Source organism: Klebsiella sp. CB_Kp196, assembly GCF_040061575.1.
GTDB lineage: Bacteria > Pseudomonadota > Gammaproteobacteria > Enterobacterales > Enterobacteriaceae > Klebsiella > Klebsiella michiganensis.
Genome location: NZ_JBEAFH010000032.1, coordinates 199,418 through 223,382, shown reverse-complemented (window position 1 = coordinate 223,382; position 23,965 = coordinate 199,418). Strand labels below are relative to the sequence as shown.

General features: G+C 56.0%; 21 protein-coding genes, 1 pseudogene and 2 riboswitches. Of the genes and pseudogenes, 12 read left to right on the top strand and 10 right to left on the bottom strand.

Going from position 1 to position 23,965, the window contains the following annotated elements; all coding sequences use genetic code 11:
- Positions 1-92: 92 nt before the first annotated feature.
- A complete protein-coding gene (locus ABLU87_RS06735) occupies positions 93-851 on the bottom strand; it encodes a MerR family transcriptional regulator (RefSeq protein WP_047723253.1) in 759 nt (252 codons plus the stop codon).
- 210 nt (positions 852-1,061) lie between these two features.
- Here ABLU87_RS06735 and ABLU87_RS06730 point away from each other — a divergent pair, with 210 nt between their 5' ends.
- The 3 genes from ABLU87_RS06730 to ABLU87_RS06720 are packed head-to-tail and all read left to right on the top strand — an operon-like array spanning position 1,062 to position 3,984.
- Positions 1,062-2,750, top strand: a complete 1,689-nt coding sequence (locus tag ABLU87_RS06730; RefSeq protein WP_004852614.1) for a sensor histidine kinase — start codon at positions 1,062-1,064, stop codon at positions 2,748-2,750.
- Complete coding sequence (gene btsR, locus ABLU87_RS06725) at positions 2,744-3,463, top strand: two-component system response regulator BtsR (RefSeq protein ID WP_004852613.1); 720 nt, start codon at positions 2,744-2,746, stop codon at positions 3,461-3,463. Before ABLU87_RS06730 ends, btsR begins: the two co-directional genes overlap by 7 nt.
- 53 nt (positions 3,464-3,516) lie before the next feature.
- A complete protein-coding gene (locus ABLU87_RS06720; RefSeq protein ID WP_004852612.1) occupies positions 3,517-3,984 on the top strand; it encodes a DUF1456 family protein in 468 nt (155 codons plus the stop codon).
- A 103-nt stretch (positions 3,985-4,087) separates the two neighbouring features.
- Here the strand turns inward: ABLU87_RS06720 and ABLU87_RS06715 are convergent, their stop codons facing one another.
- Both ABLU87_RS06715 and metG read right to left on the bottom strand, forming a co-directional pair.
- Positions 4,088-4,555, bottom strand: a complete 468-nt coding sequence (locus ABLU87_RS06715) for a YehR family lipoprotein (RefSeq protein ID WP_014230129.1) — start codon at positions 4,553-4,555, stop codon at positions 4,088-4,090.
- Between the two features lie 198 nt (positions 4,556-4,753).
- Positions 4,754-6,787 carry a methionine--tRNA ligase gene (gene metG / locus ABLU87_RS06710; protein ID WP_025107804.1) on the bottom strand — a complete coding sequence of 678 codons (2,034 nt, stop codon included), beginning with the start codon at positions 6,785-6,787 and terminating at the stop codon, positions 4,754-4,756.
- A gap of 151 nt (positions 6,788-6,938) precedes the next feature.
- Between metG and apbC the strand changes: the two genes are divergently transcribed.
- Both apbC and ABLU87_RS06700 read left to right on the top strand, forming a co-directional pair.
- Positions 6,939-8,048 (top strand): iron-sulfur cluster carrier protein ApbC, encoded by a 1,110-nt coding sequence (apbC, locus tag ABLU87_RS06705; RefSeq protein ID WP_004103811.1) that lies wholly within the window; start codon positions 6,939-6,941, stop codon positions 8,046-8,048.
- Between the two features lie 348 nt (positions 8,049-8,396).
- Positions 8,397-8,726: a hypothetical protein gene (locus ABLU87_RS06700; protein ID WP_025107803.1), complete on the top strand. Its 330-nt coding sequence runs from the start codon at positions 8,397-8,399 to the stop codon at positions 8,724-8,726.
- Between the two features lie 53 nt (positions 8,727-8,779).
- On the opposite strand, the gene ABLU87_RS06695 is transcribed toward ABLU87_RS06700, so the two are convergent.
- Positions 8,780-9,097, bottom strand: a complete 318-nt coding sequence (locus tag ABLU87_RS06695) for an RcnB family protein (RefSeq protein ID WP_004852605.1) — start codon at positions 9,095-9,097, stop codon at positions 8,780-8,782.
- A 169-nt stretch (positions 9,098-9,266) separates the two neighbouring features.
- On the opposite strand from ABLU87_RS06695, the gene ABLU87_RS06690 reads away from it, so the two are divergent.
- Positions 9,267-10,187: a LysR family transcriptional regulator gene (locus ABLU87_RS06690; RefSeq protein ID WP_014230127.1), complete on the top strand. Its 921-nt coding sequence runs from the start codon at positions 9,267-9,269 to the stop codon at positions 10,185-10,187.
- A 136-nt stretch (positions 10,188-10,323) separates the two neighbouring features.
- Here ABLU87_RS06690 and ABLU87_RS06685 read toward each other — a convergent pair whose 3' ends face one another.
- On the bottom strand, positions 10,324-11,667 hold the full coding sequence (locus ABLU87_RS06685; RefSeq protein WP_047723259.1) for an NCS2 family permease: 1,344 nt from the start codon (positions 11,665-11,667) through the stop codon (positions 10,324-10,326).
- A gap of 2 nt (positions 11,668-11,669) precedes the next feature.
- Positions 11,670-13,481, bottom strand: a complete 1,812-nt coding sequence (locus ABLU87_RS06680) for an adenine deaminase C-terminal domain-containing protein (protein ID WP_348865925.1) — start codon at positions 13,479-13,481, stop codon at positions 11,670-11,672.
- A 120-nt stretch (positions 13,482-13,601) separates the two neighbouring features.
- Between ABLU87_RS06680 and ABLU87_RS06675 the strand changes: the two genes are divergently transcribed.
- Positions 13,602-14,516 carry a LysR family transcriptional regulator gene (locus tag ABLU87_RS06675; protein WP_162557348.1) on the top strand — a complete coding sequence of 305 codons (915 nt, stop codon included), beginning with the start codon at positions 13,602-13,604 and terminating at the stop codon, positions 14,514-14,516.
- A gap of 57 nt (positions 14,517-14,573) precedes the next feature.
- Here the strand turns inward: ABLU87_RS06675 and ABLU87_RS06670 are convergent, their stop codons facing one another.
- Complete coding sequence (locus ABLU87_RS06670) at positions 14,574-16,550, bottom strand: alkyl sulfatase dimerization domain-containing protein (RefSeq protein ID WP_128334775.1); 1,977 nt, start codon at positions 16,548-16,550, stop codon at positions 14,574-14,576.
- A 232-nt stretch (positions 16,551-16,782) separates the two neighbouring features.
- Positions 16,783-16,878, top strand: a riboswitch (TPP riboswitch).
- Positions 16,879-16,945: 67 nt separating this feature from the next.
- Between ABLU87_RS06670 and ABLU87_RS06665 the strand changes: the two are divergent.
- Positions 16,946-17,890, top strand: a pseudogene (locus ABLU87_RS06665) (tyrosine-type recombinase/integrase).
- Between the two features lie 44 nt (positions 17,891-17,934).
- Here the strand turns inward: ABLU87_RS06665 and ABLU87_RS06660 are convergent.
- The 3 genes from ABLU87_RS06660 to ABLU87_RS06650 are packed head-to-tail and all read right to left on the bottom strand — an operon-like array spanning position 17,935 to position 20,252.
- The gene (locus tag ABLU87_RS06660; protein WP_128334774.1) at positions 17,935-18,357 is read right to left on the bottom strand and encodes a hypothetical protein; all 423 of its coding nucleotides are present in this window, start codon (positions 18,355-18,357) and stop codon (positions 17,935-17,937) included.
- Positions 18,338-19,747: a PAAR domain-containing protein gene (locus ABLU87_RS06655; RefSeq protein ID WP_128334773.1), complete on the bottom strand. Its 1,410-nt coding sequence runs from the start codon at positions 19,745-19,747 to the stop codon at positions 18,338-18,340. The genes ABLU87_RS06660 and ABLU87_RS06655 overlap by 20 nt, the downstream gene beginning before the upstream one ends.
- 19 nt (positions 19,748-19,766) lie before the next feature.
- A complete protein-coding gene (locus tag ABLU87_RS06650) occupies positions 19,767-20,252 on the bottom strand; it encodes a PAAR domain-containing protein (RefSeq protein WP_128334772.1) in 486 nt (161 codons plus the stop codon).
- 163 nt (positions 20,253-20,415) lie between these two features.
- Here ABLU87_RS06650 and ABLU87_RS06645 point away from each other — a divergent pair, with 163 nt between their 5' ends.
- The 4 genes from ABLU87_RS06645 to fbaB all read left to right on the top strand — a co-directional run bounded on the left by ABLU87_RS06645 (position 20,416) and on the right by fbaB (position 23,907).
- Positions 20,416-20,850: a hypothetical protein gene (locus tag ABLU87_RS06645; protein WP_128334771.1), complete on the top strand. Its 435-nt coding sequence runs from the start codon at positions 20,416-20,418 to the stop codon at positions 20,848-20,850.
- Between the two features lie 154 nt (positions 20,851-21,004).
- A riboswitch (TPP riboswitch) is annotated at positions 21,005-21,101 on the top strand.
- A gap of 34 nt (positions 21,102-21,135) precedes the next feature.
- Positions 21,136-21,909, top strand: coding sequence for a hydroxyethylthiazole kinase (thiM, locus tag ABLU87_RS06640; RefSeq protein WP_049082640.1), 774 nt, complete (start codon positions 21,136-21,138; stop codon positions 21,907-21,909).
- The gene (thiD, locus tag ABLU87_RS06635; RefSeq protein ID WP_128334770.1) at positions 21,906-22,706 is read left to right on the top strand and encodes a bifunctional hydroxymethylpyrimidine kinase/phosphomethylpyrimidine kinase; all 801 of its coding nucleotides are present in this window, start codon (positions 21,906-21,908) and stop codon (positions 22,704-22,706) included. Before thiM ends, thiD begins: the two co-directional genes overlap by 4 nt.
- Before the next feature lie 148 nt (positions 22,707-22,854).
- Positions 22,855-23,907, top strand: a complete 1,053-nt coding sequence (fbaB, locus tag ABLU87_RS06630; protein WP_004852587.1) for a class I fructose-bisphosphate aldolase — start codon at positions 22,855-22,857, stop codon at positions 23,905-23,907.
- The last annotated feature ends 58 nt before the right edge of the window (positions 23,908-23,965 follow it).

Here is a 23,965-nt window from a genome sequence, read left to right as displayed (position 1 = left end):
CGCCGCAACCCGGGGAATGTGCCGCGATGTGGCATTGCTGCGGTTTCTACCCGGCCACAGATTGCAGATAACCCGTAGCCCGGACAGGCGCGTCAGGCGCCGCCTCCGGGAGACGTGGCGGTGGCGTGATTCAGCCAGATAATCTGGCCCTGCTGCTCCCAGAGGCGCATTTGATTGACCTGGGCGCTACAGGGCGCTTCTCCACACCAGACCATCAGCGTACTCTCCGGGAAAAGCTCCGGTCGGAGCTGGTTCAGCGAATGGGCGAGAATGTCCACCCGCCAGCCCTGTTCGCTGGCTATCCAGCCCTCCAGCCATAGCCGGGTGATATCATTCACATTCCAGCCGATAATCAGCGCATGGCTGCCGGGATATTTTGCCGTGGATGAAAGAGTGCGGGCGATATGATTAATCAGAATACCATCAAGGATGCCCCGCAGCGCCAGCAGCGTGGGCTGCGGGCTAAGCAGGCGCTGGCGTAATGGATTAATCAGATTCTTCACCAGAATTTGCGCTGACTCGCTGTGGTTGCGCTCCTTAAGCCACATACGCAGGCGATGATAGCTACCGTTTTGCAGATAACCGAGCAAAATTTCCTGCTGCTTGCGCCAGCCGTCGGCCACCTCCTGCTCATTATCCATCAGCAGCGTTTTCACTTTCCCCACCTGCACGCCGGAGTCAATCCAGCGTTTAATTTCGCGAATCCGGTCTATCTCATATTCGTTGAACAGGCGGTGGCCGCCGTCGGTACGCTGGGGTTTCAGTAATCCGTAGCGCCGCTGCCAGGCGCGTAACGTCACGGGATTGATATCGCAAAGCTGGGCCACTTCGCCGATTGTATAAAGCGCCATTTTCTCCTCCCGCTATGTTCTCCTCCATTAACTGTAGAAGCTGTTTGCCGAAGCGGGAATTTTTGTCTGTTTTTTGTACAAATTTGGGCCGGCGAGACGCGAAGAAATGTGATCCTGAACATGAATTATCATTTTCATGTATTGCTTCAAAGAAAGTTATAAGCAAGCAGTGTATGTTACGCGCTTTCAAATGAAGTGTGGTCTGCGGGTATGTACGAGTTTGATCTGGTGTTGCTGCTGCTTCAGCAGATGTGCGTGTTTTTGGTCATTGCGTGGCTGATGAGCAAAACGCGGCTGTTCATCCCGTTAATGCAGGTCACCGTCCGGCTGCCGCATAAGCTCCTGTGCTACGTAACCTTCTCCATTTTCTGCATCCTCGGTACCTACTTCGGGCTGCATATCGAAGACTCGATCGCCAATACGCGCGCCATCGGCGCGGTGATGGGGGGGCTGCTGGGCGGGCCGGTGGTTGGCGGCCTGGTGGGGCTGACCGGCGGGCTTCACCGCTACTCGCTGGGCGGCATGACCGCGCTGAGCTGTATGGTATCCACCATCGTAGAAGGGCTACTCGGAGGGCTGGTACACAGTATTCTGGTCAAACGCGGGCGGCCGGACAAAGTCTTCAGCCCGCTCACCGCCGGCGCGATCACCTTTTTCGCCGAGATGGTGCAGATGCTGATTATTCTGCTTATCGCTCGCCCGTTCGAAGATGCCCTGCATCTGGTACAAAGCATCGCCGCGCCCATGATGGTCACCAACACCGTCGGGGCGGCGCTATTTATGCGCATCCTGCTGGATAAGCGAGCGATGTTTGAAAAATACACCTCGGCCTTTTCGGCTACGGCGCTGAAGGTCGCCGCTTCGACGGAGGGGATCCTGCGCCAGGGGTTCAACGAAGAGAACAGCATGAAGGTCGCGCAGGTGCTGATCCAGGAGCTGGATATCGGCGCGGTGGCGATAACCGATCGCGACAAGCTGCTGGCGTTTACCGGGATCGGCGACGATCACCACCTCCCGGGCAAACCCATCTCTTCGCTCTATACCCAAAAGGCGATAGATACCGGCGAAGTTGTTTACGCCGACGGCAACGAGGTGCCTTACCGCTGCTCGATTCATCCGAACTGCAAGCTGGGCTCGACGCTGGTTATCCCGCTGCGCGGCGAAAATCAGCGGGTCATCGGTACCATTAAACTCTATGAAGCGAAAAACCGCCTGTTTAGCTCCATCAACCGCACGCTGGGGGAGGGAATTGCGCAACTGCTGTCGGCGCAGATCCTGGCCGGACAGTATGAGCGGCAAAAGGCGCTGCTGACGCAGTCGGAAATCAAGCTGCTGCACGCCCAGGTGAACCCGCACTTCCTGTTCAACGCGCTGAATACGCTAAAAGCGGTGATTCGCCGCGATAGCGACCAGGCCGGGCAGCTGGTGCAGTATCTGTCGACCTTTTTCCGCAAAAATCTGAAGCGGCCAGCGGAGATCGTGACCCTGGCCGATGAGATTGAACATGTGAACGCCTATTTGCAGATTGAGAAAGCGCGTTTTCAGACCAATTTGCAGATTCATATGCTGGTGCCCGAGGCGCTGGGGCAGCATCAGCTACCGGCGTTTACCCTGCAGCCAATCGTCGAAAACGCGATTAAACACGGGACTTCGCAGCACCTTGGGGTGGGCGAAATCACCATCCGCGCCAGTCAGCAAGAGCGCTGGCTGCAGCTGGATATTGAAGATAATGCCGGGCTGTATCAGGACAAACCCAGCGCCAGCGGGCTGGGCATGAACCTGGTCGACCGCAGACTGCGGGCGCGCTTTGGCACCGACTGCGGGATCACCGTAACCTGCGAGCCGGAATGTTTTACCCGCGTCACGCTGAGACTGCCTCTGGAGGAAAGCGCATGTTAAAAGTATTAATTGTCGACGACGAGCCGCTGGCGCGTGAAAACCTGCGTATTTTGCTGGAGACCCAGCCTGATATTGAGATCGTTGGCGAATGCGGGAATGCCGTCGAGGCGATTGGCGCGGTACATAAGCTGCGCCCGGACGTGCTGTTTCTGGATATCCAGATGCCGCGCATCAGCGGTCTGGAGATGGTCGGCATGCTCGATCCGCAGCATCGGCCCTATATCGTCTTCCTTACCGCGTTTGACGAGTACGCGGTGAAGGCCTTTGAAGAGCACGCGTTTGATTATTTACTGAAGCCGATTGAGTCCGCCCGGCTGGAAAAAACGCTGTTTCGCCTGCGCCAGGAGCGTAGCCTGCAGGATATGACCGTGCTCGACGATACCCAGCAGGCGCTGAAGTATATTCCCTGCACCGGACACAGCCGGATCTGGCTGCTGCAGATGGAGGATGTGGCCTTCGTCAGCAGCCGGATGAGCGGGATTTATGTGACCGACCGCGAAGGGAAAGAGGGCTTTACCGAGCTCACCCTGCGCACGCTCGAGAGCCGAACGCCGCTGCTGCGCTGCCATCGGCAGTATCTGGTTAACATGTCCCATCTCAAGGAGATCCGCTTTGAGGAGAACGGCCAGGCGGAGCTGCTGATGCGCGCTGGCCAAACGGTGCCGGTCAGCCGCCGCTACCTGAAGAGCCTGAAAGAGGCGATTGGGCTGTAAAACGGCGGAATCGTGATAGACTTAGCAGCAGATTTTTTCATCATGAAGGCAATATGATCAGTAACGATATTCTCCGTAGCCTGCGCTACACCCTGAAAACCAATAACAGCGGCCTGGTTCGTATTTTTGCCCTGGCGGATGCGCCGGTCAGCGCGGAACAGCTGGTTCCCTGGCTGAAAAAAGAAGACGAAGAGGGGTTTGTGCGCTGCCCGGATATCGTGCTGTCGAATTTCCTCAACGGCCTGATTTACGACAAACGCGGTAAAGATGCGTCCGCGCCGCCGCTGGCGGTCGAACGCCGGGTGAATAATAACATCGTGCTGAAAAAGCTGCGTATTGCCTTCTCTCTGAAGACGGATGATATTCTCGCTATCCTCACCCAGCAGAAATTCCGCGTCTCCATGCCGGAAATCACCGCCATGATGCGCGCCCCGGATCATAAAAACTTCCGCGAATGCGGCGACCAGTTCCTGCGCTACTTCCTGCGCGGACTGACCGAGCGCGAACACGCGAAATCCTGATATGCCTCCCCGGCTTGCGGCGTAAACGCCTGAGCCGGGCTACTAAATGCACGGCTCCGTAGCCCGGCTCAGCGCAGCGCAAGCCGGGAGTAGTCCGCACCAGTCAGGGCTGTTTCACTTCTTTAAAACCCTGCGATTTCAGCAATTTCTCCGACTCGCTCAGCGAAATGAACTTTTGTGAACAGTCGGAAAAACTGGCCCCCGGCAAGTGACACAGCTCGCTGATTTTAGCCTGATTAAAGTCGATGGAGAGGTGTTCCTGCGCGACGTTCTCTTTATAGTCGACGCTGTGGGTAACGCCTTTGATTTTGCTGTAGGCCGCGCCGATAGGGTCGATGACCTTGCGCGCCTGCTCTTCGTTACTTACCCCGAGTGATTGATAGGGGATAGTATTCTCAGCGTCCTGGCGGGTGACGACATCGCCTTTGTAGTGATAGATGTAGGTCAGATCAACGCCGTTGATCGTGTTGTTAAACGTTTTGACCTCATCTTTGTTGTTATCGCAGCCGACAAGCGCGGCCATCAATAGCGTGGCGCCCAGAGCGGCGGTCATCCTGCGGTTAAATTTCATTATCATTCCTTGTTAATCAATCATCATCTCTAATTGTATACAGCATTGGGCGATGGTGCCGGGCGTATCCTCGGAAGTCGCCGTTTCGCGCTTATGCCAGCGTTTTCTTCTTTCTGCGCCAGCACCCGGCGGGCGATGTCGTCGACAATATCGTGGCGCTCAAAAAAAAGCGCTGCCGGAGCAGCGCTTTATACAGCCTTACTTGACCTGCTGGCCCGGCTGAGCCCCGCTGTCCGGGCTGAGCAGGAAGATATCTTTCCCGCCAGGACCTGCGGCCATCACCATGCCTTCAGAGATGCCGAAGCGCATTTTGCGCGGCGCCAGGTTAGCGACCATCACCGTCAGGCGGCCAATCAGCGCCTGCGGATCAGGGTAGGCGGAGCGGATGCCGGAGAAGACGTTACGCTTCTCGCCGCCGAGATCCAGCGTCAGGCGCAGCAGCTTATCGGAACCGTCGACGAACTCGGCGTTTTCAATCAGCGCGATGCGCATATCCACTTTGGCGAAATCGTCAAAGGTGATAGTTTCCTGAATCGGATCGTCCGCCAGCGGACCGGTGACCGGCGCTGACAGCGCCTTCACTTCTTCTTTCGACGCTTCGACCAGCGCCTCAACCTGCTTCATTTCGATGCGGTTATACAGCGCTTTAAAGGCGTTAACCTTGTGACCGAGCAGCGGCTGCTGGATAGCATCCCAGCTCAGTTCGCCGTTGAGGAACGCTTCGGCGCGGGCGGCCAACTGCGGCAGAACCGGCTTCAGCCAGGTCATCAGCACGCGGAACATATTCAGGCCCATGGTGCAGATGGCCTGCAGATCGGCGTCGCGGCCTTCCTGTTTGGCGACCACCCACGGCGCCTGCTCGTCAACGTAGCGGTTTGCCACGTCGGCCAGCGCCATGATTTCGCGGATGGCTTTCCCGAACTCGCGGCTGTCCCACGCATCGCCAATGCTTGCTGCCGCATCGGTGAAGGTTTTATACAGCTGAGGATCGGCCAGCTCGGCGGACAGCATGCCGTCGAAACGCTTGTTGATGAAACCGGCGTTACGCGAGGCAAGGTTAACCACCTTGTTGACGATATCGGCGTTGACGCGCTGCACGAAGTCTTCCAGGTTCAGGTCGATATCATCGATACGTGACGAGAGCTTGGCGGTGTAGTAGTAGCGCAGGCTGTCGGCGTCAAAATGATTCAGCCAGGTACTGGCCTTAATAAAGGTACCGCGCGACTTGGACATCTTGGCGCCGTTGACCGTCACGTAGCCGTGAACGAACAGGTTGGTCGGTTTGCGGAAGCCGCTGCCTTCCAGCATCGCCGGCCAGAACAGGCTGTGGAAGTAAACGATGTCTTTGCCGATAAAGTGGTACAGCTCGGCGGTAGAGTCTTTCTTCCAGTACTCGTCGAAGCTGGTGGCGTCGCCGCGCTTGTCGCACAGGTTCTTAAAGGAGCCCATGTAACCGATCGGCGCATCCAGCCAGACGTAGAAGTATTTACCCGGCGCGTTCGGGATTTCGAAGCCGAAGTACGGGGCATCGCGGGAGATATCCCACTGCTGCAGGCCGGACTCGAACCACTCCTGCATTTTATTCGCCACCTGCTCCTGCAGCGCGCCGCTGCGGGTCCACGCCTGAAGCATTTCGCTGAACGACGGCAGGTCGAAGAAGAAGTGCTCGGACTCGCGCATCACCGGCGTCGCGCCGGATACCACCGATTTCGGCTCGATAAGCTCGGTCGGGCTGTAGGTCGCGCCGCACACTTCGCAGTTATCGCCGTACTGATCCGGTGATTTACACTTCGGACAGGTGCCTTTCACAAAGCGGTCCGGCAGGAACATGCCTTTTTCCGGATCGTAAAGCTGAGAGATGGTACGGTTTTTGATAAAACCGTTCTCTTTCAGGCGCGTGTAGATGAGCTCCGACAGCTCGCGGTTTTCATCGCTGTGCGTGGAGTGGTAGTTGTCGTAGCTGATGTCGAAGCCAGCAAAATCGGTCTGATGCTCCTGACTCATTTCGCCAATCATCTGCTCCGGAGTAATTCCGAGCTGCTGCGCTTTCAGCATGATCGGGGTGCCGTGGGCGTCGTCGGCGCAGATGAAGTTGACTTCGTGGCCGCGCATTCGCTGGTAACGGACCCAGACATCAGCCTGGATGTGCTCCAGCATGTGGCCGAGGTGGATTGAGCCGTTTGCGTACGGCAGCGCGCACGTTACCAGAATTTTCTTCGCGACTTGAGTCATAGTGGGCATTACATCTTCTATTGTAAAAAGGGGTTTTGATGTTACCGCAAAGGCAATAATTTGGTAAGCCCAAAGCTTATGGTGGGGGAATTATTCCCTTTAAGGTAAACTTAACGCACAAGATTCAACTCACAATAACAAAGGAGTCGGGATGAGTTCGCAATCCCAGGCCAAATCCCCCGAGCGTCTGCGCGCGATGGTCGCCGGGACCCTGGCTAATTTCCAGCACCCAACCCTGAAACATAACCTCACTACGCTGAAGGCGCTGCATCACGTCGCCTGGCTGGACGAGACCGTGCACATTGAAATTCAGATGCCGTTCGTCTGGAACAGCGCGTTTGAAGCGCTGAAGGAGCAGTGCAGCGCCGAGCTGCTGCGCATTACCGGCGCCAAAGCCATTGACTGGAAGCTGACGCACAGCATCGCCACGCTTCAGCGGGTAAAAAATCAGCCGGGCATCAACGGCGTGAAAAACATTATCGCCATCAGCTCCGGCAAGGGCGGGGTGGGTAAATCGTCGACGGCGGTCAACCTCGCGCTGGCGCTGGCGGCGGAAGGGGCGAAAGTCGGCATTCTGGATGCCGATATTTACGGGCCGTCGATTCCGACCATGCTCGGCGCGGAAGATCAGCGTCCGACTTCGCCGGACGGCACCCATATGGCGCCGATTATGAAATTCGGTCTCGCTACCAACTCCATCGGTTATCTGGTGACCGACGACAACGCCATGGTGTGGCGTGGCCCGATGGCCAGCAAGGCGCTGATGCAGATGCTGCAGGAAACGCTGTGGCCGGATCTCGATTATCTGGTACTGGATATGCCGCCGGGCACCGGTGATATTCAGCTGACGCTGGCGCAAAACATTCCGGTCACCGGCGCGGTCGTCGTCACCACGCCGCAGGATATTGCCCTGATCGACGCCAAAAAAGGCATCGTGATGTTTGAAAAAGTCGAGGTACCGGTGCTGGGTATCGTGGAAAACATGAGCATGCATATCTGCAGCAACTGCGGACACCACGAGCCGATTTTCGGTACCGGCGGCGCGCAGAAGCTGGCGGAGAAATATCATACTCAGCTGCTGGGCCAGCTGCCGCTGCATATTACCCTGCGCGAAGACCTCGACAAAGGGACGCCGACGGTGGTTGCGCGTCCGGAAAGCGAGTTTACCGAGACCTACCGCCAGCTGGCCGACCGCGTCGCGGCGCAGCTGTACTGGCAGGGGGAAGTCATCCCCGGAGAGATAGCCTTCCGCGCGGTCTAATCTCCTCACTATCCTGAGCCGCCCGGCGCTTTTCGCCGTGCGGTTTTTTAGTTTTTTCGTCCCGGTTTTCTACCGAGGAGATAATCACCGCGCGAATAATATCGCTGTTAAATATTATTTATTTTTATTCACATTTAGCGATATTGAGATTAATCAATAAAACATATTGCTAACATTGTTTTCCTCTGGCGGTTGTGCGAGCTTTAATAGCAAAGAAGTAACGATTTTAATTCGCCGTGATGAGATTTAATTTTGGCTTTTTATTTGGCGAAACGTGGATGTTATCAGTAATACGTATATAAAAACGATGGAAGGAAAGTATAGCCGTACACATTTCCGGAGTGCATGATGAATAATATTGCTCTAATCGTTAAGTTACGAGAACTACTGGTTATTTTTATGCATACGCGCTCGCTGCCGGAGAAAGCAGCAGACGCGTTGCGTTATTGCCAGGAGCATCTCCCGATAGCTGAGATTCCGATTGGCGCTTATGGTGAGTACAGTGATATTTTTGAACAGATTGTTTTTTTATCGGATGACAAGAGTCGTACGGCCCCGGATGATTTACTGCGTAGCGGCGGCGATCTGATATTAAGTATTTTAATGCTCTATGAGCAGGTTGCTTCATATATTGCCGTCGAGGAATTTATGCACAAACAGAACCGCTTTAACGAATAGCATTTTGCCACAAAAAACGCCAGCGGCAGGGAGAGCGCGCTGGCGTTCAGCTTTTAGCGATGGTAGAAAATCTCGCCATCATAAATTTTGAGGATTTTCCCCTCGGTTTCGGTAATCAGCACGTAGCTTCCGCCCATGTAGGTCCAGCGGGTCCCGGCATCCGGCGCAGGCAAATTGCGCTGCTGCCACTGCTTGATGTTGTATTCTGGCGTCAGGTACAGCGGCGGGACGGTATCGCCGATGTGAAATTGTTTGAAGTCCGCGGTGACCCCATCCAGCTCATATTTCTGTATACCTTCGCCGGTCGCCGCCCACGCGCCGCTGGCGCAGGCCAACAGTACGCCCAGAAGCATCATTTTTGTTTTACGCATAATTTCCCCATTATTATCCTGGACACAAAATCGCAGCCTCGTATGATTCCTGATAGGTCAAGGGATTGGCAAGCGTTGGTTTGGGTAAAAGTGTAAGCAAACGGTGATGCAGCGCCGTTTTTCATCGGCGCGCGCCTGTTTTGAGAATAATCCGGGGTGAGGAGTGTGTATGTTCCGGCTGGAAGATCTGGCATTGTTTGTCCGCGCTGCGGCGTTAAGCAGCTTCAGCGATGCGGCGCGAGAGGCCGGGCTGCAGCCCGCGCAGGTGAGCGCGGCGATCAAGCGTCTGGAAACGACGCTGAATATTCGTCTTTTTGCCCGTTCTACGCGGAGTTTACGCCTGACGCCGGAAGGCGAAACCTGGCTGCCCTATGCCACGCAGATGCTTGATACGCTGCACGCGGGGCTGCAAAAAATCAGCACGCCGGATGACGAAGTACGCGGTACGTTACAAATTGCCGTGCCGTCCGACCTGGGGCGCAACTTGCTTCTGCGCGTGTTTCGCGCTTTTCGCCAGCGCCATCCCGCGCTGCGCCTGCGGATACTGTTTTCCGATCATCGGACCGACGTATTTAAAGATCCGGTAGACGTGGCGTTTCGCTACGGCGATAACGACGATGCCTCGTTTATTTCCCTACCCGTCGCGCCGGAGAACCGCCGGATGCTGGTGGCCTCGCCCGGCTGGATAGCCGAACACGGCGAACCGAAGACGCTGGAAGATTTGGCCCGGCACAATGCGCTGACCTACGTGCTGCGCGGCAGGGCGTTCGATCGCTGGCCGCTGAGCCTGGACGGGAAGGTCCATTACGTGCAGGTTGCCGGCACTATCGTGAGCGATGATGCGGAGGTGATTCGCCGCCTGGCGGTTGCCGGGGAGGGGATCGCGTTCAAATCTGAACTCGACGTCGGGGATGATATCCGTGAAGGGCGGCTCCAGGTGCTGTTGCCGGAGTATCAGGGCGACGTGGTGCCGCTGAATATGATTTGCCCGCACCGCAAGCAGCTTTCGCCTGCGGTACGGTTGCTGTATGAGGCGGTGAAAGAGGCGTGCGAAGCGGTTCATTCCCGCGCGCCCTCTGCGGGCCGCTAGCGCCGACTCGGGAATGGTGCCGGGTTATGCATCGGCGTGGCTTGTTCCCGGCTCGCGCTGCGCTTAGCCGGGCTACGGATTGGTAGCCCGGACAGGTGCGCCAGTGCCGCCTCCGGGAGAACGATCGGTGCGAAGCTTAATGCTTCACCAGCGTGGCAAAGTAGTAGACCAGCGGAATCGCAAGGATCCACAGCCCGATGGGGATTTCCCGCCATTTGCCGGCAATCGTTTTAATCACCACATAAAACAGCAGCCCGCCGGCAATCCCGGTCCCGAAGCTATTGGCAATCAGCGTAATCATCACCATCATCAGCACCGGCAGGCCGTCGGTGAAGTTTGCCAGGTCCACTTTGCGCAGGCCGCTGAACATATTCAGGCCAATGAGGATCAGCGCAGGCGCGGTCGCCTCTTTCGGGATCATCAGCGCCACCGGGGTAAACAGCAGCATCAGGAGGAACATCACCGCCGCCGACAGCGCGGTTAACCCGGTTTTGCCGCCGGCTTCCGCTGCCGCTGAGGATTCAATCAGCGCGGTCGCCGCCGGAATGCCCAGCCAGGGGCCAACGGCCGCGGCGATCGAGTCAACCATAAACGGGCGATTGATATGCGGCATATTGCCTTCCTCATCCAGCAGACCCGCTTCGCCGCCTACCGCCAGCGTGGTGCCCATCGTGGAAAAGAACTCTGAGGCGAAAAAGACGAACAGGAACGGCAGGAAGGCGATATTCAGCGCGCCCAGCATATCGATTTGCCCCAGCACCGGCGTCAGCGAATGCGGCATATCGATAAAGCTGCCCGGGAGTCTGGTGACGCCCATCGGAATGCCGACCAGGGTGGCAAAGAGAATCGCCCACAGAATTGAGCCGGGGATTTTTCTCGCCTGCAGGGCAATGGCCAGAAACAGCCCGCAGAGCGCCACCAGCGCCCCCGGTGAGAGAAAATCGCCGAGCATCAGGGCGTTGGTTTTGGCGTTAGCCAGCACCAGCCCGGCGTTACGGAAACCCAGCACCGCGACAAACAGCCCAATGGAGGCCGTCAGGCCGAGCTTGATCGACTGCGGCACCGAACGGGTCACCACTTCACGCAGGCCGAACCTGGTTAGCAGGAAAAACAGAATCCCCGACCAGCAGGCGATCCCAAGACCAATCTGCCAGCCAATGCCTTCGCTGCCCGCCAGCGTGACGCCGACCAGCACCGAGCCGCCGATGCCCGGCCCGACGATAAACGGCAGGTTGGCATAAAACGCCATCAGCAGCGTGCCGCCGACGAACACCAGAATCGTGCCGGTGGTTGCCGCGCCTTTATCCATCCCGCCAACCGCCAGCAGGCCGGGGATAACCACCAGCAGGTAGGCGGCGGCGAGAAAGCCGGTGATGCCCGCGAGGCATTCGGTGCGCAGCGTGCTGCCGCGGGAATACAAGGCAAAACGGCGCTCCAGCCAGCTTCCTTGCGTGGATGAATGAAGGGTATTGTCGGCCATGCTCAGGCTCCCTGATGATTATTGTTGTGTTTTGTGTGTTCCGGGATTTCCCGGCAGTCTATCAGCGGCTCGACGATCTGGCGGGTGCTGCCGTCGGTCAAACCTAAATCGGTCAAATGCGGCCCGGCGTTACAGGCAAGGCAGGTGCCTTCGATAGCCTTAAATACGCGATAGGGCGGCTCCCAGTCGGCGACCTCCGCGCTCAGGTCGCGAAGCTGGCGGAACTGTCTGGCCAGCTCCGGAGCGGGCAAGTCGGAAAGCATTCCGGCAATCGGCATCGCCACGTGGGCAAGGATTTTTCCCTGCTGAGACAGCGCCATACCGCCGCCGGAGGCGATCAGGCGGTTTGCCGCCAGCGCCATCTCGTCGGCATCGCGGCCGAGCACCACCAGGTTGTGGGAATCGTGGGAGTAGCTGGTGGCGATGGCGCCGCGCAGCTCGCCCCAGCCTTCCAGCAGCGCAATTTGCGGCGTCGCCTGGTGACGACCGTGGCGGTGCTTAACCCAAATCAGGCTAAACCCGTCCGGGATTTGCACCCGGCCATCGCGGACCTGCACCTCAACCTCTCCCCACTGGGTAAAGCGCGCGCCGCGAATATGCCGCAGGCGGGCGACGCCGTGGCGAATCGCGCCGACGCGGAGGATAAAATCGTCAGGGCTGAGCGGCGGCATCTGCAGGGTATCGCGCGGCGGGGTAATACCCGGCGCCGGCGGAATCGACTCAAGCAGGGCGCCCTTGCGGGCAATCAGCTTCCCGGCGACGTACACCTCCCGCGCGTCGAGCTTTTCTAATGAATCAAAAACCACCAGATCGGCGCGGCGTCCGGCGGCAATCAGCCCCAGATCGTTACGCTGCAGACGGATCGCCGCGTTTAAGGTGGCGAAGCGCAGGACGTCGGTGGCCGGTAGTCCGTGCTCAATCAGCAGGTTGAGCAGGGCGATAATGCCGCCTTTTTCCAGCAGCATATCCGGCGGCACATCGTCGGTGCAGACGGTGATTTGCGAGGAGAGATGCGGCAGCGTTTTCAGCGCGTTAACGATATCCGGCAGCAGGTAAGGGTGCGAGCCGCGAATTTCGATAGTCAGCCCGGCGCGCAGTTTTTCCAGCGCGTCATCCGCCGAGGTGAGCTCGTGATCGGAGGTGACCCCGGCGGCAAGGTAGGCCTGCAGATCCGCGCCGCGCAAACCGCGGGCGTGGCCTTCGATCAGCTTGCCGCTGTTGAGACCGGCCTGGATAATCTCCTGCATCCGCTCGCTGCCGTGCAGCACGCCGTGCATATCCATCACTTCGGCGACGCCGCAAACTTCCGGCCAGGCCAGCATGGTTTCCATCTCCGCACCGGCAAAATCGGCGCCGGACATCTCCAGTCCCGGCGTCGACGGCACGCTGGACGGCGCCGCGACCATCACCTGCAGCGGCAGATGGCGGCTGGCGGCGACGGCGTAGCGCACGCCTTCGACGCCCAGCACGTTGGCCAGCTCGTGCGGGTCCCAGAATACCGCCGTGGTGCCCTGAGCCAGGACGATTTCGGCATAGCGTTCAGGCGGCAGGTGGGAGCTTTCAAGGTGGACGTGCGTGTCCATCAGCCCCGGCGACAGGAAATATCCCGCCAGCGAGCGGCGTTCGTGGGCATCGGAGCGGCTGCCGCGCGGGTGCACGCTGGCGATGGTTTCGCCGACGATCCCGACGTCGGCCTCGCGGATCTCTCCGGTGGCCATATCGACAATCTGCGCGTCGGTTAATAAGAGATCGAACGGGGATTCGCCGCGTGCGGCCTGCACGGCGCGGCGGCGGGTTTCAGCACTGCTGGACATAACAACTCCGGCACAAGGATAATGGGGATACTCTAGGGGCAGAGCAAACGTTTGCCCAGATGAATAAATTTATCGCCCGATAACCTCGGGTTATTCTGCATGCTCACCATTGATGAAAACATGATGACTGAACCCTGGCAGCGTCTGCCCGCGCTCTCCCTTAAGCAGATCCAGTACTTTGTGACCCTGGCCCAGCTACGCCACTTCACCGACACCGCTAACCGGCTGGCTATCAGCCAGCCGGCGCTAAGCAGCGCGCTGCGGCAAATCGAGACGGTGCTCGGCGGCAAGCTGGTCAACCGTACCGCCTCGGCGGTGACCTTAACCGAGCTGGGGGCGGCGATTTTGCCCCACGCCCGACGGGTGCTGAGCGTGGCGCAGCTGGCGTTTCAGGATATGCAGCAGATAGTCGAGGCCGGCGGCGACGGTACGGTGCGTATCGGGCTGGTGCCCTCGGTGAGCTCGCTGCTGTTTCCGCTGCTGCCGCAAACGCTGGCCCAGGCGTTTCCGCGCCTGAGGGTGGAGTTTCACGATCAGACCAACGACGCCCTGTTTTGCGAGCTGCAGTCGGGAAAGATAGATTTTGCCGTTGGCGCAATAGACAGTTCGTTACCGCCTGAGCTGCAGGTTTATCCTCTGCGCGACGATCCGTTTGTGGCGGTGCTGCACTGCGACGATCCGCTAGCCGGGCAGCCGCATCTGCCGTGGAAGCTGCTCGCGGGGCGCGATATCGCGGTGTTCTCAAAGGGCAATATTCAGCGTCTGGTCGGCGCGCTGGCGGAGAGCCATCGCCTCACGCTGAATACGCGTTATCAGGTTGACTATATTGAAACGCTTTACGGCCTGGTGCGTTCCCGGCTGGCGGTGGCGATTCTGCCTGAGCTTTATACTATCCACCTTCAGGATCCGGCGTTAAAGGTGGCGCAGCTTCAGCAGCCCGCGCTGACGCGAACCGTGGCGCTGATGCGCGGGCCGCAGCCTTTGCCGCCGCTGATTGAGGAATGTTTCGCATTATTACTAAGTTCGCTGCGCTGACCGGCGCGCGTCGACTCCGGGAGGGGAACCCCGCAGCTGGCCGCCGCGGGAGCTTATTTACGGCGTCACGATATTGAACCAGAACTCAAATTTATCCATATAGCCCAGCATCTCGTCCAGCTTCGCGCCGTCGCCGGTCACTTTGACTTCACCCTTATCCTCCGCCTGTTTTAGCGTTTCCTCTTTCAGGATGATTTTGTTCAGCGTGGCGCGATCCAGCGCGATGGTAGCGTCGGCGTCTTTGGCTTCGGCATCGGCGGTGTGGTTGAGCACGCCGTTTTCCAGCTCTAGCTTATATTTACCGCCATCGTTACCAAGGTCGATATTGAATACCGCTTTGGCGGTTCCGGCTTTTTCGCCGTTGATATGGACCGCAAGATAGTCGAAAAACATTTCCGGGGTCATGGCCCGCACGGTATCCGGGCTGGCGGTATTCGGCGTCGGCCCTTTCACGACGCCGTTGCGTAGCTCCTGCGCGCCGGTCAGGTAGAAATTACGCCACGGTCCTGATTCCGCCTGATAGCCCAGCTGCTCCAGGGCATCGGCTTCCAGATTGCGCGCCTCCAGATTGCCGGGATCGGCGAAGACAATTTTGCTGACTACCTGAGCTACCCAGCGATAGTTGCCCTGGTTGTAATCTTCTTTGGCTTTCTTGAGGATAGCGTCGGCGCCGCCCATATAATCAACGAACTTCTTCGCCGCTTCTTCCGGCGGCAGCTCGTCCAGCGTAGCCGGGTTGCCGTCGAACCAGCCGAGATAGAGGACGTAGGTAGCCTTCACGTCATGGCTGACGGAGCCGTAGTAGCCGCGGTTGGCCCAGGTATTGGCCAGGCTGTCCGGCAGCTTGAATTTGGCGGCGATCTCATCGCGGGTCAGGCCCTCGTTGGCCATGCGCAGAGTCTGGTCATTAATGTACCGATACAGGTCGCGCTGGCTCTTCAGCAGGTTAACAACGTTCTCATTACCCCAGGTCGGCCAGTGGTGCTGGGCCATAATGATTTCAGCCTTGTCGCCCCAGCGCACAATGGCGGCGTTGATATATTTCGACCACGGCAGCGGTTCACGAATTTTCGCCCCGCGCAGCGAGTAGGTGTTATGCAGGGTATGGGTGACATCTTCGGCGGATTCAATGAGCTTCTTCTCTTCGATATACCACAGCATTTCCGACGGTGCTTCCGAGCCCGGCGCCAGCATAAAATCGTAGGTCAGGCCGTCGATAGTCTCTTTCTGGCCATCTTTCTCGATGATATTGGTGGGAGCAATCAGCGTGACGGTGCCGGCAGAGGTCGTAGTGCCGAGACCTGCGCCAACCTGGCCGGTGGCATCCGGTTTGAGCAGGTTGCCGTACATATAGCTGGCGCGACGGCTCATCACGTTACCGGCCATAATATTTTCAGCAACGGCAGCTTCCATAAAACCGGAAGGCGCGTAGATTTTGACTTTGCCGGATTTGACATCGGCTTCATCGACCACGCCGCGCACGCCGCCGTAATGGTCAACGTGGCTGTGGGTGTAGATCACCGCAACGACCGGCTTATTGCCGCGATTTTTGTAATACAGATCCATTCCGACCTTTGCGGTCTCCGCTGATACCAGCGGATCCACAACCGTGATGCCCTCTTTACCTTCAATGATGGTCATATTGGAGAGATCGAGGTTGCGGATCTGGTACACGCCTTCGGTCACTTCAAACAGGCCGCTGATATTGATGAGCTGGGATTGACGCCAGAGGCTGGGGTTGACCGTATCCGGCGCCTTTTCCTCCTCTTTAATAAAGTCGTACTGCTGCGGGTTCCAGATAACGTTGCCCTGTTCACCTTTAATCACTTCCGTAGGAAGCGCGGCAATAAAACCTTTATGCGCGTTGGTAAAGTCGGTGTTGTCGGAGAAGGGGAGCTGTTTATACAGCGCGTCGTTTGCCTGTTTGGTCGCCGCAGCGGCTTCTTTCGGCGACGTTTCGGCCCAGCTGGTCACAGGGAGAGTCGAGATAATTCCTGCCAGAGCCAGACTTTTCATAATCGGTGTTAATTTCATCGGAATCCTCATGGTTTTACGCTGATTCACTCGTTAATTTCGATATGACGTCGGGTTACATCCTGTAACGCCTCCTAAACTATAAACACGTATCTGCAAAAGTGTTTATTTTGTTAATTATTTGAATGCTTATTGTTAATTTTGAATTGCCTTGCGCTTGTATACCTACGCCGGGCCGGCTTGCGTTGTCCCGCGACTTACCGTAACCTGCCCACTGAGAACGTTTTTATCTCTCAATGACTCGGGGTGCCCTTCTTTGTGAAGGCTGAGAAAAACCCGTACCACCTGATCTGGATAATGCCAGCGTAGGGGGCCGAAATTCAGCCTATTTATCATTGGATTACATTTCTTTTTGTCCGTGCGTAATGCACTTGAGGTACAAAAAGGGCTTGTCCATGAGGTTAAAATCACTTCCGTACACCTTCAAGAGATACGGTAACTACTACATTCAGATCCGCTTATCTGATGGGCGGTCATACAAAAAATCACTATCCACTGACAGCTACCGCGAAGCATCTGGTTTGATGGTTAGCATCATTCCGCACCTCCCATTTGTTAAATCTTTAGCAACCCCGCTCCCTGTATTCGAAGCGTTTTTGTCAAATCTGATTACGTCAGAACGCAAGGCTGCAAGAAATCCACTTTTAGCCCAACAACAGCAGATAATTGTTCCTACTCTTTTCTTACCGAGGGCAAAGACATTCTGCCCAAATCTTGCTTTTGATGGCGTAGTGGCTGCGCCATCAAAAGCAAGATTTGGCGCAATACAGCACGGCGGAGATGAAAAAGTTTGTCGGATGGGCGCTTAAGCAGCCTGATAACTGGCAAAAATGGATCACGTTATTATTGGCATACACGGGGTCGAGAAGAGGCGAGATAGGTAAACTGGAGAAGTCACAAATTAAATTCGATGAAGATAGCCAGCGCTACTATTTCCTGATTGCCGAAGGAGGGCAAGGGAAGACGGAGAATGCTACAAGACAGGTAGTTATTCATCCCAAGTTGATCGAATGGGGATTCATGGAATACGTTGATCGCCAGTGGAAAGAGCGGATCTTCTCAGAAGTGGCGGGTACAAACATGACTAAGATCGGCAAGGTGTTTGCTGATCTACGAGATCAGCTTGGTATCCCGTATCTGGATGATTACGGACAACGGCGGTTACTGCATTCCATTCGTCATAGTGTTTGCTCTTCGGCAATGGCTGGTTGGGTGAAAAACATTCTACACCTACAGCAAACCGTAGGTCATGAGAAAAGCGGAGGGATCACTAAACGCTATTTGCATACGTTCCCCTATCTTCAGTTTCTTATGTAATTGATGGTATTGATTGGGAGTGAATAAAATAGCCAAGTTTTTCGCTTGGCTATTTATTTTACTTCCGTTAAATGAACGTTGGTAAATAGAAAGCTGATAACATCATGAATAGAAAAATAATACCGACGACAGAAAGCCGCACTTTTACACGTAACCAATCGGTGTACTGATTAGGAAGTTCTTTAATGAATCGGATTTGCTCATTATCCATTCCTCGCGTATGGAATGAGTTCTCTTTAAAGTATAATGCTTTAATAAAGAATGCATCACGCATAAACGAGAAAAAGAATCCCCCATCCTGATAAATTAAAACTTCTGCTGGTCTTGCTCCAAATTTATCGACAAATAGAGAGCAAAGAGTCATGAATTTTCTCTTGGCTAATTTGTCATGAATCACGTAAGAAACATAATTAATTATTCCGAGAATCAAAAAGATCCCAGCGATTTCAACTCGATGTATCGTCAGAAAATTAATTGCCGAAAACGTCATACAACTGTTCTCCGCCTAATTCCCCAACAGCACTTCCCACTGTGCTACCAGCGTACCCTAAACCAACACCTGCAATAACGGTACAAACAAGCCCGCCAACACCAGCAGTACCAACGCCTATTGCGACGCATAATGGTATAGCCCCGCCACCAGCGAGAACACCGCCACCTGTACCCAAAGCAAAACTACCTATCTCAGTATACTTTTTCTTGGTACATTCAGCTTCGCGACCAACAGAACATGCCTCATGGATTTCGTTAAGAGAATGGAGTCCGCTAAAACCAATGCCTAAATAACCAGTGTAACGCATTGCTTTTACGTATTTAGCTGCCCGTTCGATGTGGGTAGCATAACCTTCAATGTCACTGATCCCCGTTTCATTCCATTTGTGGGTAATAGAACTACTGGACAGGCCGAGTGCATTTTTTATTTTGGTATACTCTCCGAATTTCATAGCCTTATTCAGGAAGTTGACTTTGAGTATGGATTCAAGCTCTTTAAACAACTGGCTGCGCCGTACATAAAATTGTTCACCAATTAATGCACCACGTGTTAAGTAGGTGTTTTTATATGTTTCCTGGATCTCTTTGAGTATTTTTTCGATACTCTCGAAGTATTTTCCAACAGGATCAGCAGCAAGGCCAATTCCTGTATCAGCGTAGCTGGTGAAATTAGCTATGGTAGCGTAGTGTTTGTGCAGTAAGTTAGCTTCCTCATGCGTCAATGGGGCCAATGCTGCATCGACTCGCGCTTTCGCGGCTTTCATGTGGGCGATCTGCTCGTCGTCCTGCTTCTCAGGATCAACCAGAAGCATAATAGAACCGGCTTTATATTCCTTACCTGCACCATTAAGTGAGCGATAAAGTTCGCGTGTTCCTGCTGGCGGTTCGCTTTCGAACAACCACGGTTCATAGGCTCTTGTTTCGGCTCCGTAAGGGAGAATACAGAAACCAGCGTCTACAGGTTCGCGTTTTGACTCTTGCGGTTTTGGTTCTACTTGCGTAGGTTTTTTTGCTGCCTGTGCGTGTTGTTCTGGCTCCTGAACTGGCTCAGACGTGGCTTTCACCGCTACTGGCGCAGGTGCTGCTTTCACTGGTGCCTGATAAGGGCCATGTGACATAAAAGTATGAGTAGGGATGAAGAAAGCCTTACATGGGCAGGTTGAACGGCTGTATATAGTACTCGCGGCTAACTGCCCGTGAATGACCTCGCCAGGGTATCCACCTGCCACGCTGTATTTACCTGGATGTTTACCACAGGATACCTGGCAGCCTACTGTTGCCTGTCTGTTTTGATTCGGGCCAATCTTCTTCCCTTTCGGGTGTCCGGTCAGTACAGAACCCCCGCATGTTGTTTTATCGCCCTGTACTACCCAAAAGCCTGTAGCCATTTGCTGAACTCCTTATTTTTTAGAGTGCCGCTGGAGTGAGGAAATCGGCTGGCATTGCTGGGCTATTGTCTAACTGGCACAGGAGAGCATAATCTTGTGGGGTGCTAACAATCACATCACCGTTATCAAGCTGGCTCCCTACGAGTGCATAAGAAACGCCGTTGCCGTTGGTATTGACTGACCCCGACCCGTTAATGATTCTTGCGCGTGTTCCGTCAGGATAAATAACGTAATCCCCAACCATTGCCCGATTAACCTCGCTCCCGTCTTCAAGAGTAAATGAGTCGTTGGCGCTGGCTTTCTCAATCTTCCCACCGTTTTGGGTGAGTGATCCCGCAGTGGCAAAACGCCAAATCGCCACTAAAGATCGGTCTTTCATTTCTTCAACATGGGATTTGAAAATCTGACGTTGTTCTTCGTCTGCGTTTGCCAATTGATCTGGGCTGAATGGGTTCTTGAATGATGTGAGCACTGATGGGGTAAGTTCGTTGGTGTATTGCTTCATAAGTCCCTCTACTTGTTATGGAAATAATCATCGTGGTCATTTTACAAACAATCACCACATCCGCAACAGGTATTAGACTTAAGCGAAACTGCGTTTCGTAACGGAAGGTTATCCGGTAGAGTAAGCGCAATAACGCTTAGATAAATCTCACGCAGAAGATGTTATGGCAGGGGTATTGGCAAGCACGGCGGCAGCGGTTGGAATCCTTGATAAAGCGGTGAGCATCACCCAGAAACTGGCGAATAACAGCGATGAACTGGACAAGGCCACGCTCAAACTTGAGCTGGCTAATCTGATGGTTGAACTTGCTAACGCCAAAATCGAAGCGATAACTACGCAGACTTTGCTTTTCGACGCTGAACAAAAAAACAAGCAGCTTGAAGAACAGTTGGTAGATAAATCAACGTTCGTATTTAAGCCGCCATTGTACTGGAAAGAAGGTGATGAAATCCCTTTCTGTCCGAGATGCTACGAAGGTGATAACAAGAAACATCATCTGCGTTCCATTGTTACCGCCGGAAATCGGGCTTATGGAATTCTCCCGAAGAATAATTGGTCATGTATGCACTGCAAGTTTTCCCAAAAAAAGAGTAGTTAAAAAATCTACTTCGTTTAGCTGCTTAGGATTATTGCGGGTCGTGATGTAGTGGCACACTGGCGTATTTTTAAGGTGAAGAAGCGATAACCGAGAGGATGGGCTTGCGCCAGCAAGCAACTTCCCCTAAGCTGGCAAAAAGTAAGAGAAATGTAATCTAAATGACTCGGGGTGCCCTTCCTTGTGAAGGCTGAGAAAAACCCGTACCACCTGATCTGGATAATGCCAGCGTAGGGAAGTCAGAGACCGCAGGGTCGTCGCTTCTTCATCGCCTGGCGGGAGCAAACGATGTCTGACCTGCTGAACCCCGCGCATATTGCCCATCTGCGGCACCTTTTTCACCGCCATTCTCCTCTTGTTCACTGCATGACCAACGACGTGGTGCAGACCTTTACCGCCAACGTCCTGTTAGCGATTGGCGCATCCCCGGCGATGGTTATCGACCCGGACGAAGCCAGCCAGTTTGCCGCCATTGCCGATGCGCTGCTGATTAATGTCGGTACGCTGACGGTTGAACGCGCGGCGGCGATGCGTGCGGCGGCGCACAGCGCGCAGCAGGCGGGTAAACCGTGGGCGCTGGACCCGGTGGCGGTCGGCGCGCTGACTTTACGGACAGAATTTTGCCGGGAGCTGCTGGCGCTGCAGCCTGCCGCCGTTCGCGGTAATGCGTCGGAAATTATGGCCCTGGCCGGAATGAGCGGCGGCGGGCGCGGCGTCGATACGACCGATACCGCCGCCGCAGCGCTGCCCGCGGCCCAGGCGCTGGCCCGCCAGCTGAATACCGTTGTCGCGGTAACCGGCGAGGTCGATTACGTGACCGACGGCCAGCGTACGCGCGCGGTCACCGGCGGCGATCCGCTGATGACCCGGGTAGTCGGCACCGGCTGCGCGCTATCGGCGGTGGTTGCCGCCGCTGCGGCGATGCCCGGCGATCGGCTGGAGAACGTGGCCGCGGCCTGCGGTCTGATGAAGCTTTCGGGGGGAAAAGCGGCGCTGCAGGGCGGCCCCGGCAGCTTTACTCCCGCCTTCCTCGATGCGCTCTATGCGGGAGGCGATCTGTGAAACGAATTAATGCGCTAACCATCGCCGGCACCGACCCGAGCGGCGGCGCGGGGATCCAGGCGGATCTCAAAACCTTCTCCGCGCTGGGCGCTTACGGCTGCTCGGTCATCACCGCGCTGGTGGCGCAAAACACCCGCGGCGTCCAGTCGGTGTACCGGATAGAGCCTGATTTTGTCGCCGCACAGCTCGATTCCGTTTTCAGCGATGTGCGCATCGATACCACCAAAATCGGGATGCTGGCGGAAACCGATATCGTCGAGGCGGTGGCGGAACGGCTGGCGCGTTATCAGATTAAAAATGTGGTGCTGGATACCGTCATGCTGGCGAAAAGCGGCGATCCGCTGCTCTCAGCCTCGGCGGTAGAGACGCTGCGCCAGCGCCTGCTGCCGCAGGTCTCGCTGATCACCCCGAACCTGCCGGAGGCGGCGGCGCTGCTGGATGCGCCGCATGCCAGAACGGAACAGGAGATGCTGGAGCAGGGCAGAGCGCTGCTGGGCATGGGCTGCGGAGCGGTATTAATGAAAGGCGGCCATCTGGATGATGCGGAAAGCCCGGACTGGCTCTTTACCCGCGATGGGGAGCAGCGCTTTACCGCGCAGAGAGTCCAGACCAAAAACACCCACGGTACCGGCTGTACGCTGTCAGCGGCGCTGGCGGCCCTGCGTCCGCGTTATGAGGATTGGGGGCGAACCGTGGCGGAAGCCAAGGGCTGGCTTTCTGCGGCGCTGGCGCAGGCGGATTCGCTGGAAGTGGGGCACGGCATCGGTCCGGTACACCATTTCCACGCCTGGTGGTAAACGGCAAGACAACGTGTCAGCAGACTATGCTGAAAAAATAGGCTCCCGGCTGGAAAATCTGCTGAGTCGGTACCAGGCTTAACCTGCCCAAAATAATTGGGTTGGGAAAATGCATGCCGGTTTCGACCGGCACTTACGGGAGATCGCTATGACTGATATTACGCAGTTGCTTGGCAAAGATGCCGACACGCTTTTACAGCACCGCTGTATGACGATTCCAGCCGACCAGCTCTATTTGCCGGGGTCGGATTACGTCGATCGGGTGATGGTTGATAACAACCGTCCGCCGGCGGTGCTGCGTAATATGCAAACCCTGTATAACACTGGCCGCCTGGCGGGAACCGGCTATCTGTCGATCCTGCCGGTCGACCAGGGCGTAGAGCATTCTGCTGGCGCCTCTTTTGCCGCCAACCCGCTGTACTTTGATCCGAAAAATATCGTCGAACTGGCCATTGAGGCCGGTTGTAACTGCGTGGCCTCCACCTATGGCGTGCTGGCCTCGGTGTCGCGCCGCTATGCGCACCGCATCCCCTTCCTGGTCAAGCTGAACCATAACGAAACGCTGAGCTACCCGACCGAATACGATCAGACGCTGTACGCCAGCGTTGAGCAGGCGTTCAATATGGGGGCCGTGGCGGTCGGGGCGACGATCTATTTCGGTTCCGAACAGTCCCGTCGGCAAATCGAAGAAATCTCCGCTGCGTTTGAGCGCGCGCACGAACTGGGCCTGGTGACCGTGCTGTGGGCCTATCTGCGTAATTCGGCGTTTAAGAAAGATGGCGTCGACTACCACGTTTCCGCTGACTTAACCGGCCAGGCTAACCATCTGGCGGCGACCATCGGCGCGGATATCGTGAAGCAGAAAATGGCGGAAAATAACGGCGGCTATAAAGCGGTGAACTTCGGCTATACCGATGACCGGGTTTACAGCAAGCTCACCAGCGATAATCCGATCGACCTGGTGCGTTACCAGCTGGCGAACTGCTATATGGGCCGCGCCGGGCTGATTAACTCCGGCGGCGCCGCGGGCGGGGAAACCGATCTCTCCGACGCCGTGCGCACCGCGGTTATCAACAAGCGCGCGGGCGGCATGGGGCTGATTCTGGGCCGTAAGGCGTTTAAAAAATCGATGGCCGACGGCGTGAAGCTGATCAATGCCGTGCAGGATGTCTATCTGGACGGCAAAGTCACCATCGCTTAAGCATTCGCGTGGCGGCGCTACGCCTGGCCGGGCTACGGTTTCGTGCGGTCTGGTAGCC

Coding starts and splice junctions, on each gene's coding strand:
- ABLU87_RS06660 (WP_128334774.1), bottom strand. CDS start 18,357: ATGACGTTTTCGGCAATTAATTTTCTGACGATACATCGAGTTGAAATC.
- ABLU87_RS06680 (WP_348865925.1), bottom strand. CDS start 13,481: ATGTCCAGCAGTGCTGAAACCCGCCGCCGCGCCGTGCAGGCCGCACGC.
- thiM (WP_049082640.1), top strand. CDS start 21,136: ATGTCTGACCTGCTGAACCCCGCGCATATTGCCCATCTGCGGCACCTT.
- ABLU87_RS06645 (WP_128334771.1), top strand. CDS start 20,416: ATGGCAGGGGTATTGGCAAGCACGGCGGCAGCGGTTGGAATCCTTGAT.
- metG (WP_025107804.1), bottom strand. CDS start 6,787: ATGACTCAAGTCGCGAAGAAAATTCTGGTAACGTGCGCGCTGCCGTAC.
- ABLU87_RS06685 (WP_047723259.1), bottom strand. CDS start 11,667: ATGGCCGACAATACCCTTCATTCATCCACGCAAGGAAGCTGGCTGGAG.
- ABLU87_RS06735 (WP_047723253.1), bottom strand. CDS start 851: ATGGCGCTTTATACAATCGGCGAAGTGGCCCAGCTTTGCGATATCAAT.
- ABLU87_RS06690 (WP_014230127.1), top strand. CDS start 9,267: ATGTTCCGGCTGGAAGATCTGGCATTGTTTGTCCGCGCTGCGGCGTTA.
- ABLU87_RS06730 (WP_004852614.1), top strand. CDS start 1,062: ATGTACGAGTTTGATCTGGTGTTGCTGCTGCTTCAGCAGATGTGCGTG.
- apbC (WP_004103811.1), top strand. CDS start 6,939: ATGAGTTCGCAATCCCAGGCCAAATCCCCCGAGCGTCTGCGCGCGATG.
- ABLU87_RS06675 (WP_162557348.1), top strand. CDS start 13,602: ATGATGACTGAACCCTGGCAGCGTCTGCCCGCGCTCTCCCTTAAGCAG.
- ABLU87_RS06715 (WP_014230129.1), bottom strand. CDS start 4,555: ATGAAATTTAACCGCAGGATGACCGCCGCTCTGGGCGCCACGCTATTG.
- ABLU87_RS06700 (WP_025107803.1), top strand. CDS start 8,397: ATGAATAATATTGCTCTAATCGTTAAGTTACGAGAACTACTGGTTATT.
- btsR (WP_004852613.1), top strand. CDS start 2,744: ATGTTAAAAGTATTAATTGTCGACGACGAGCCGCTGGCGCGTGAAAAC.
- ABLU87_RS06720 (WP_004852612.1), top strand. CDS start 3,517: ATGATCAGTAACGATATTCTCCGTAGCCTGCGCTACACCCTGAAAACC.
- fbaB (WP_004852587.1), top strand. CDS start 22,855: ATGACTGATATTACGCAGTTGCTTGGCAAAGATGCCGACACGCTTTTA.
- ABLU87_RS06655 (WP_128334773.1), bottom strand. CDS start 19,747: ATGGCTACAGGCTTTTGGGTAGTACAGGGCGATAAAACAACATGCGGG.
- ABLU87_RS06650 (WP_128334772.1), bottom strand. CDS start 20,252: ATGAAGCAATACACCAACGAACTTACCCCATCAGTGCTCACATCATTC.
- ABLU87_RS06670 (WP_128334775.1), bottom strand. CDS start 16,550: ATGAAATTAACACCGATTATGAAAAGTCTGGCTCTGGCAGGAATTATC.
- ABLU87_RS06695 (WP_004852605.1), bottom strand. CDS start 9,097: ATGCGTAAAACAAAAATGATGCTTCTGGGCGTACTGTTGGCCTGCGCC.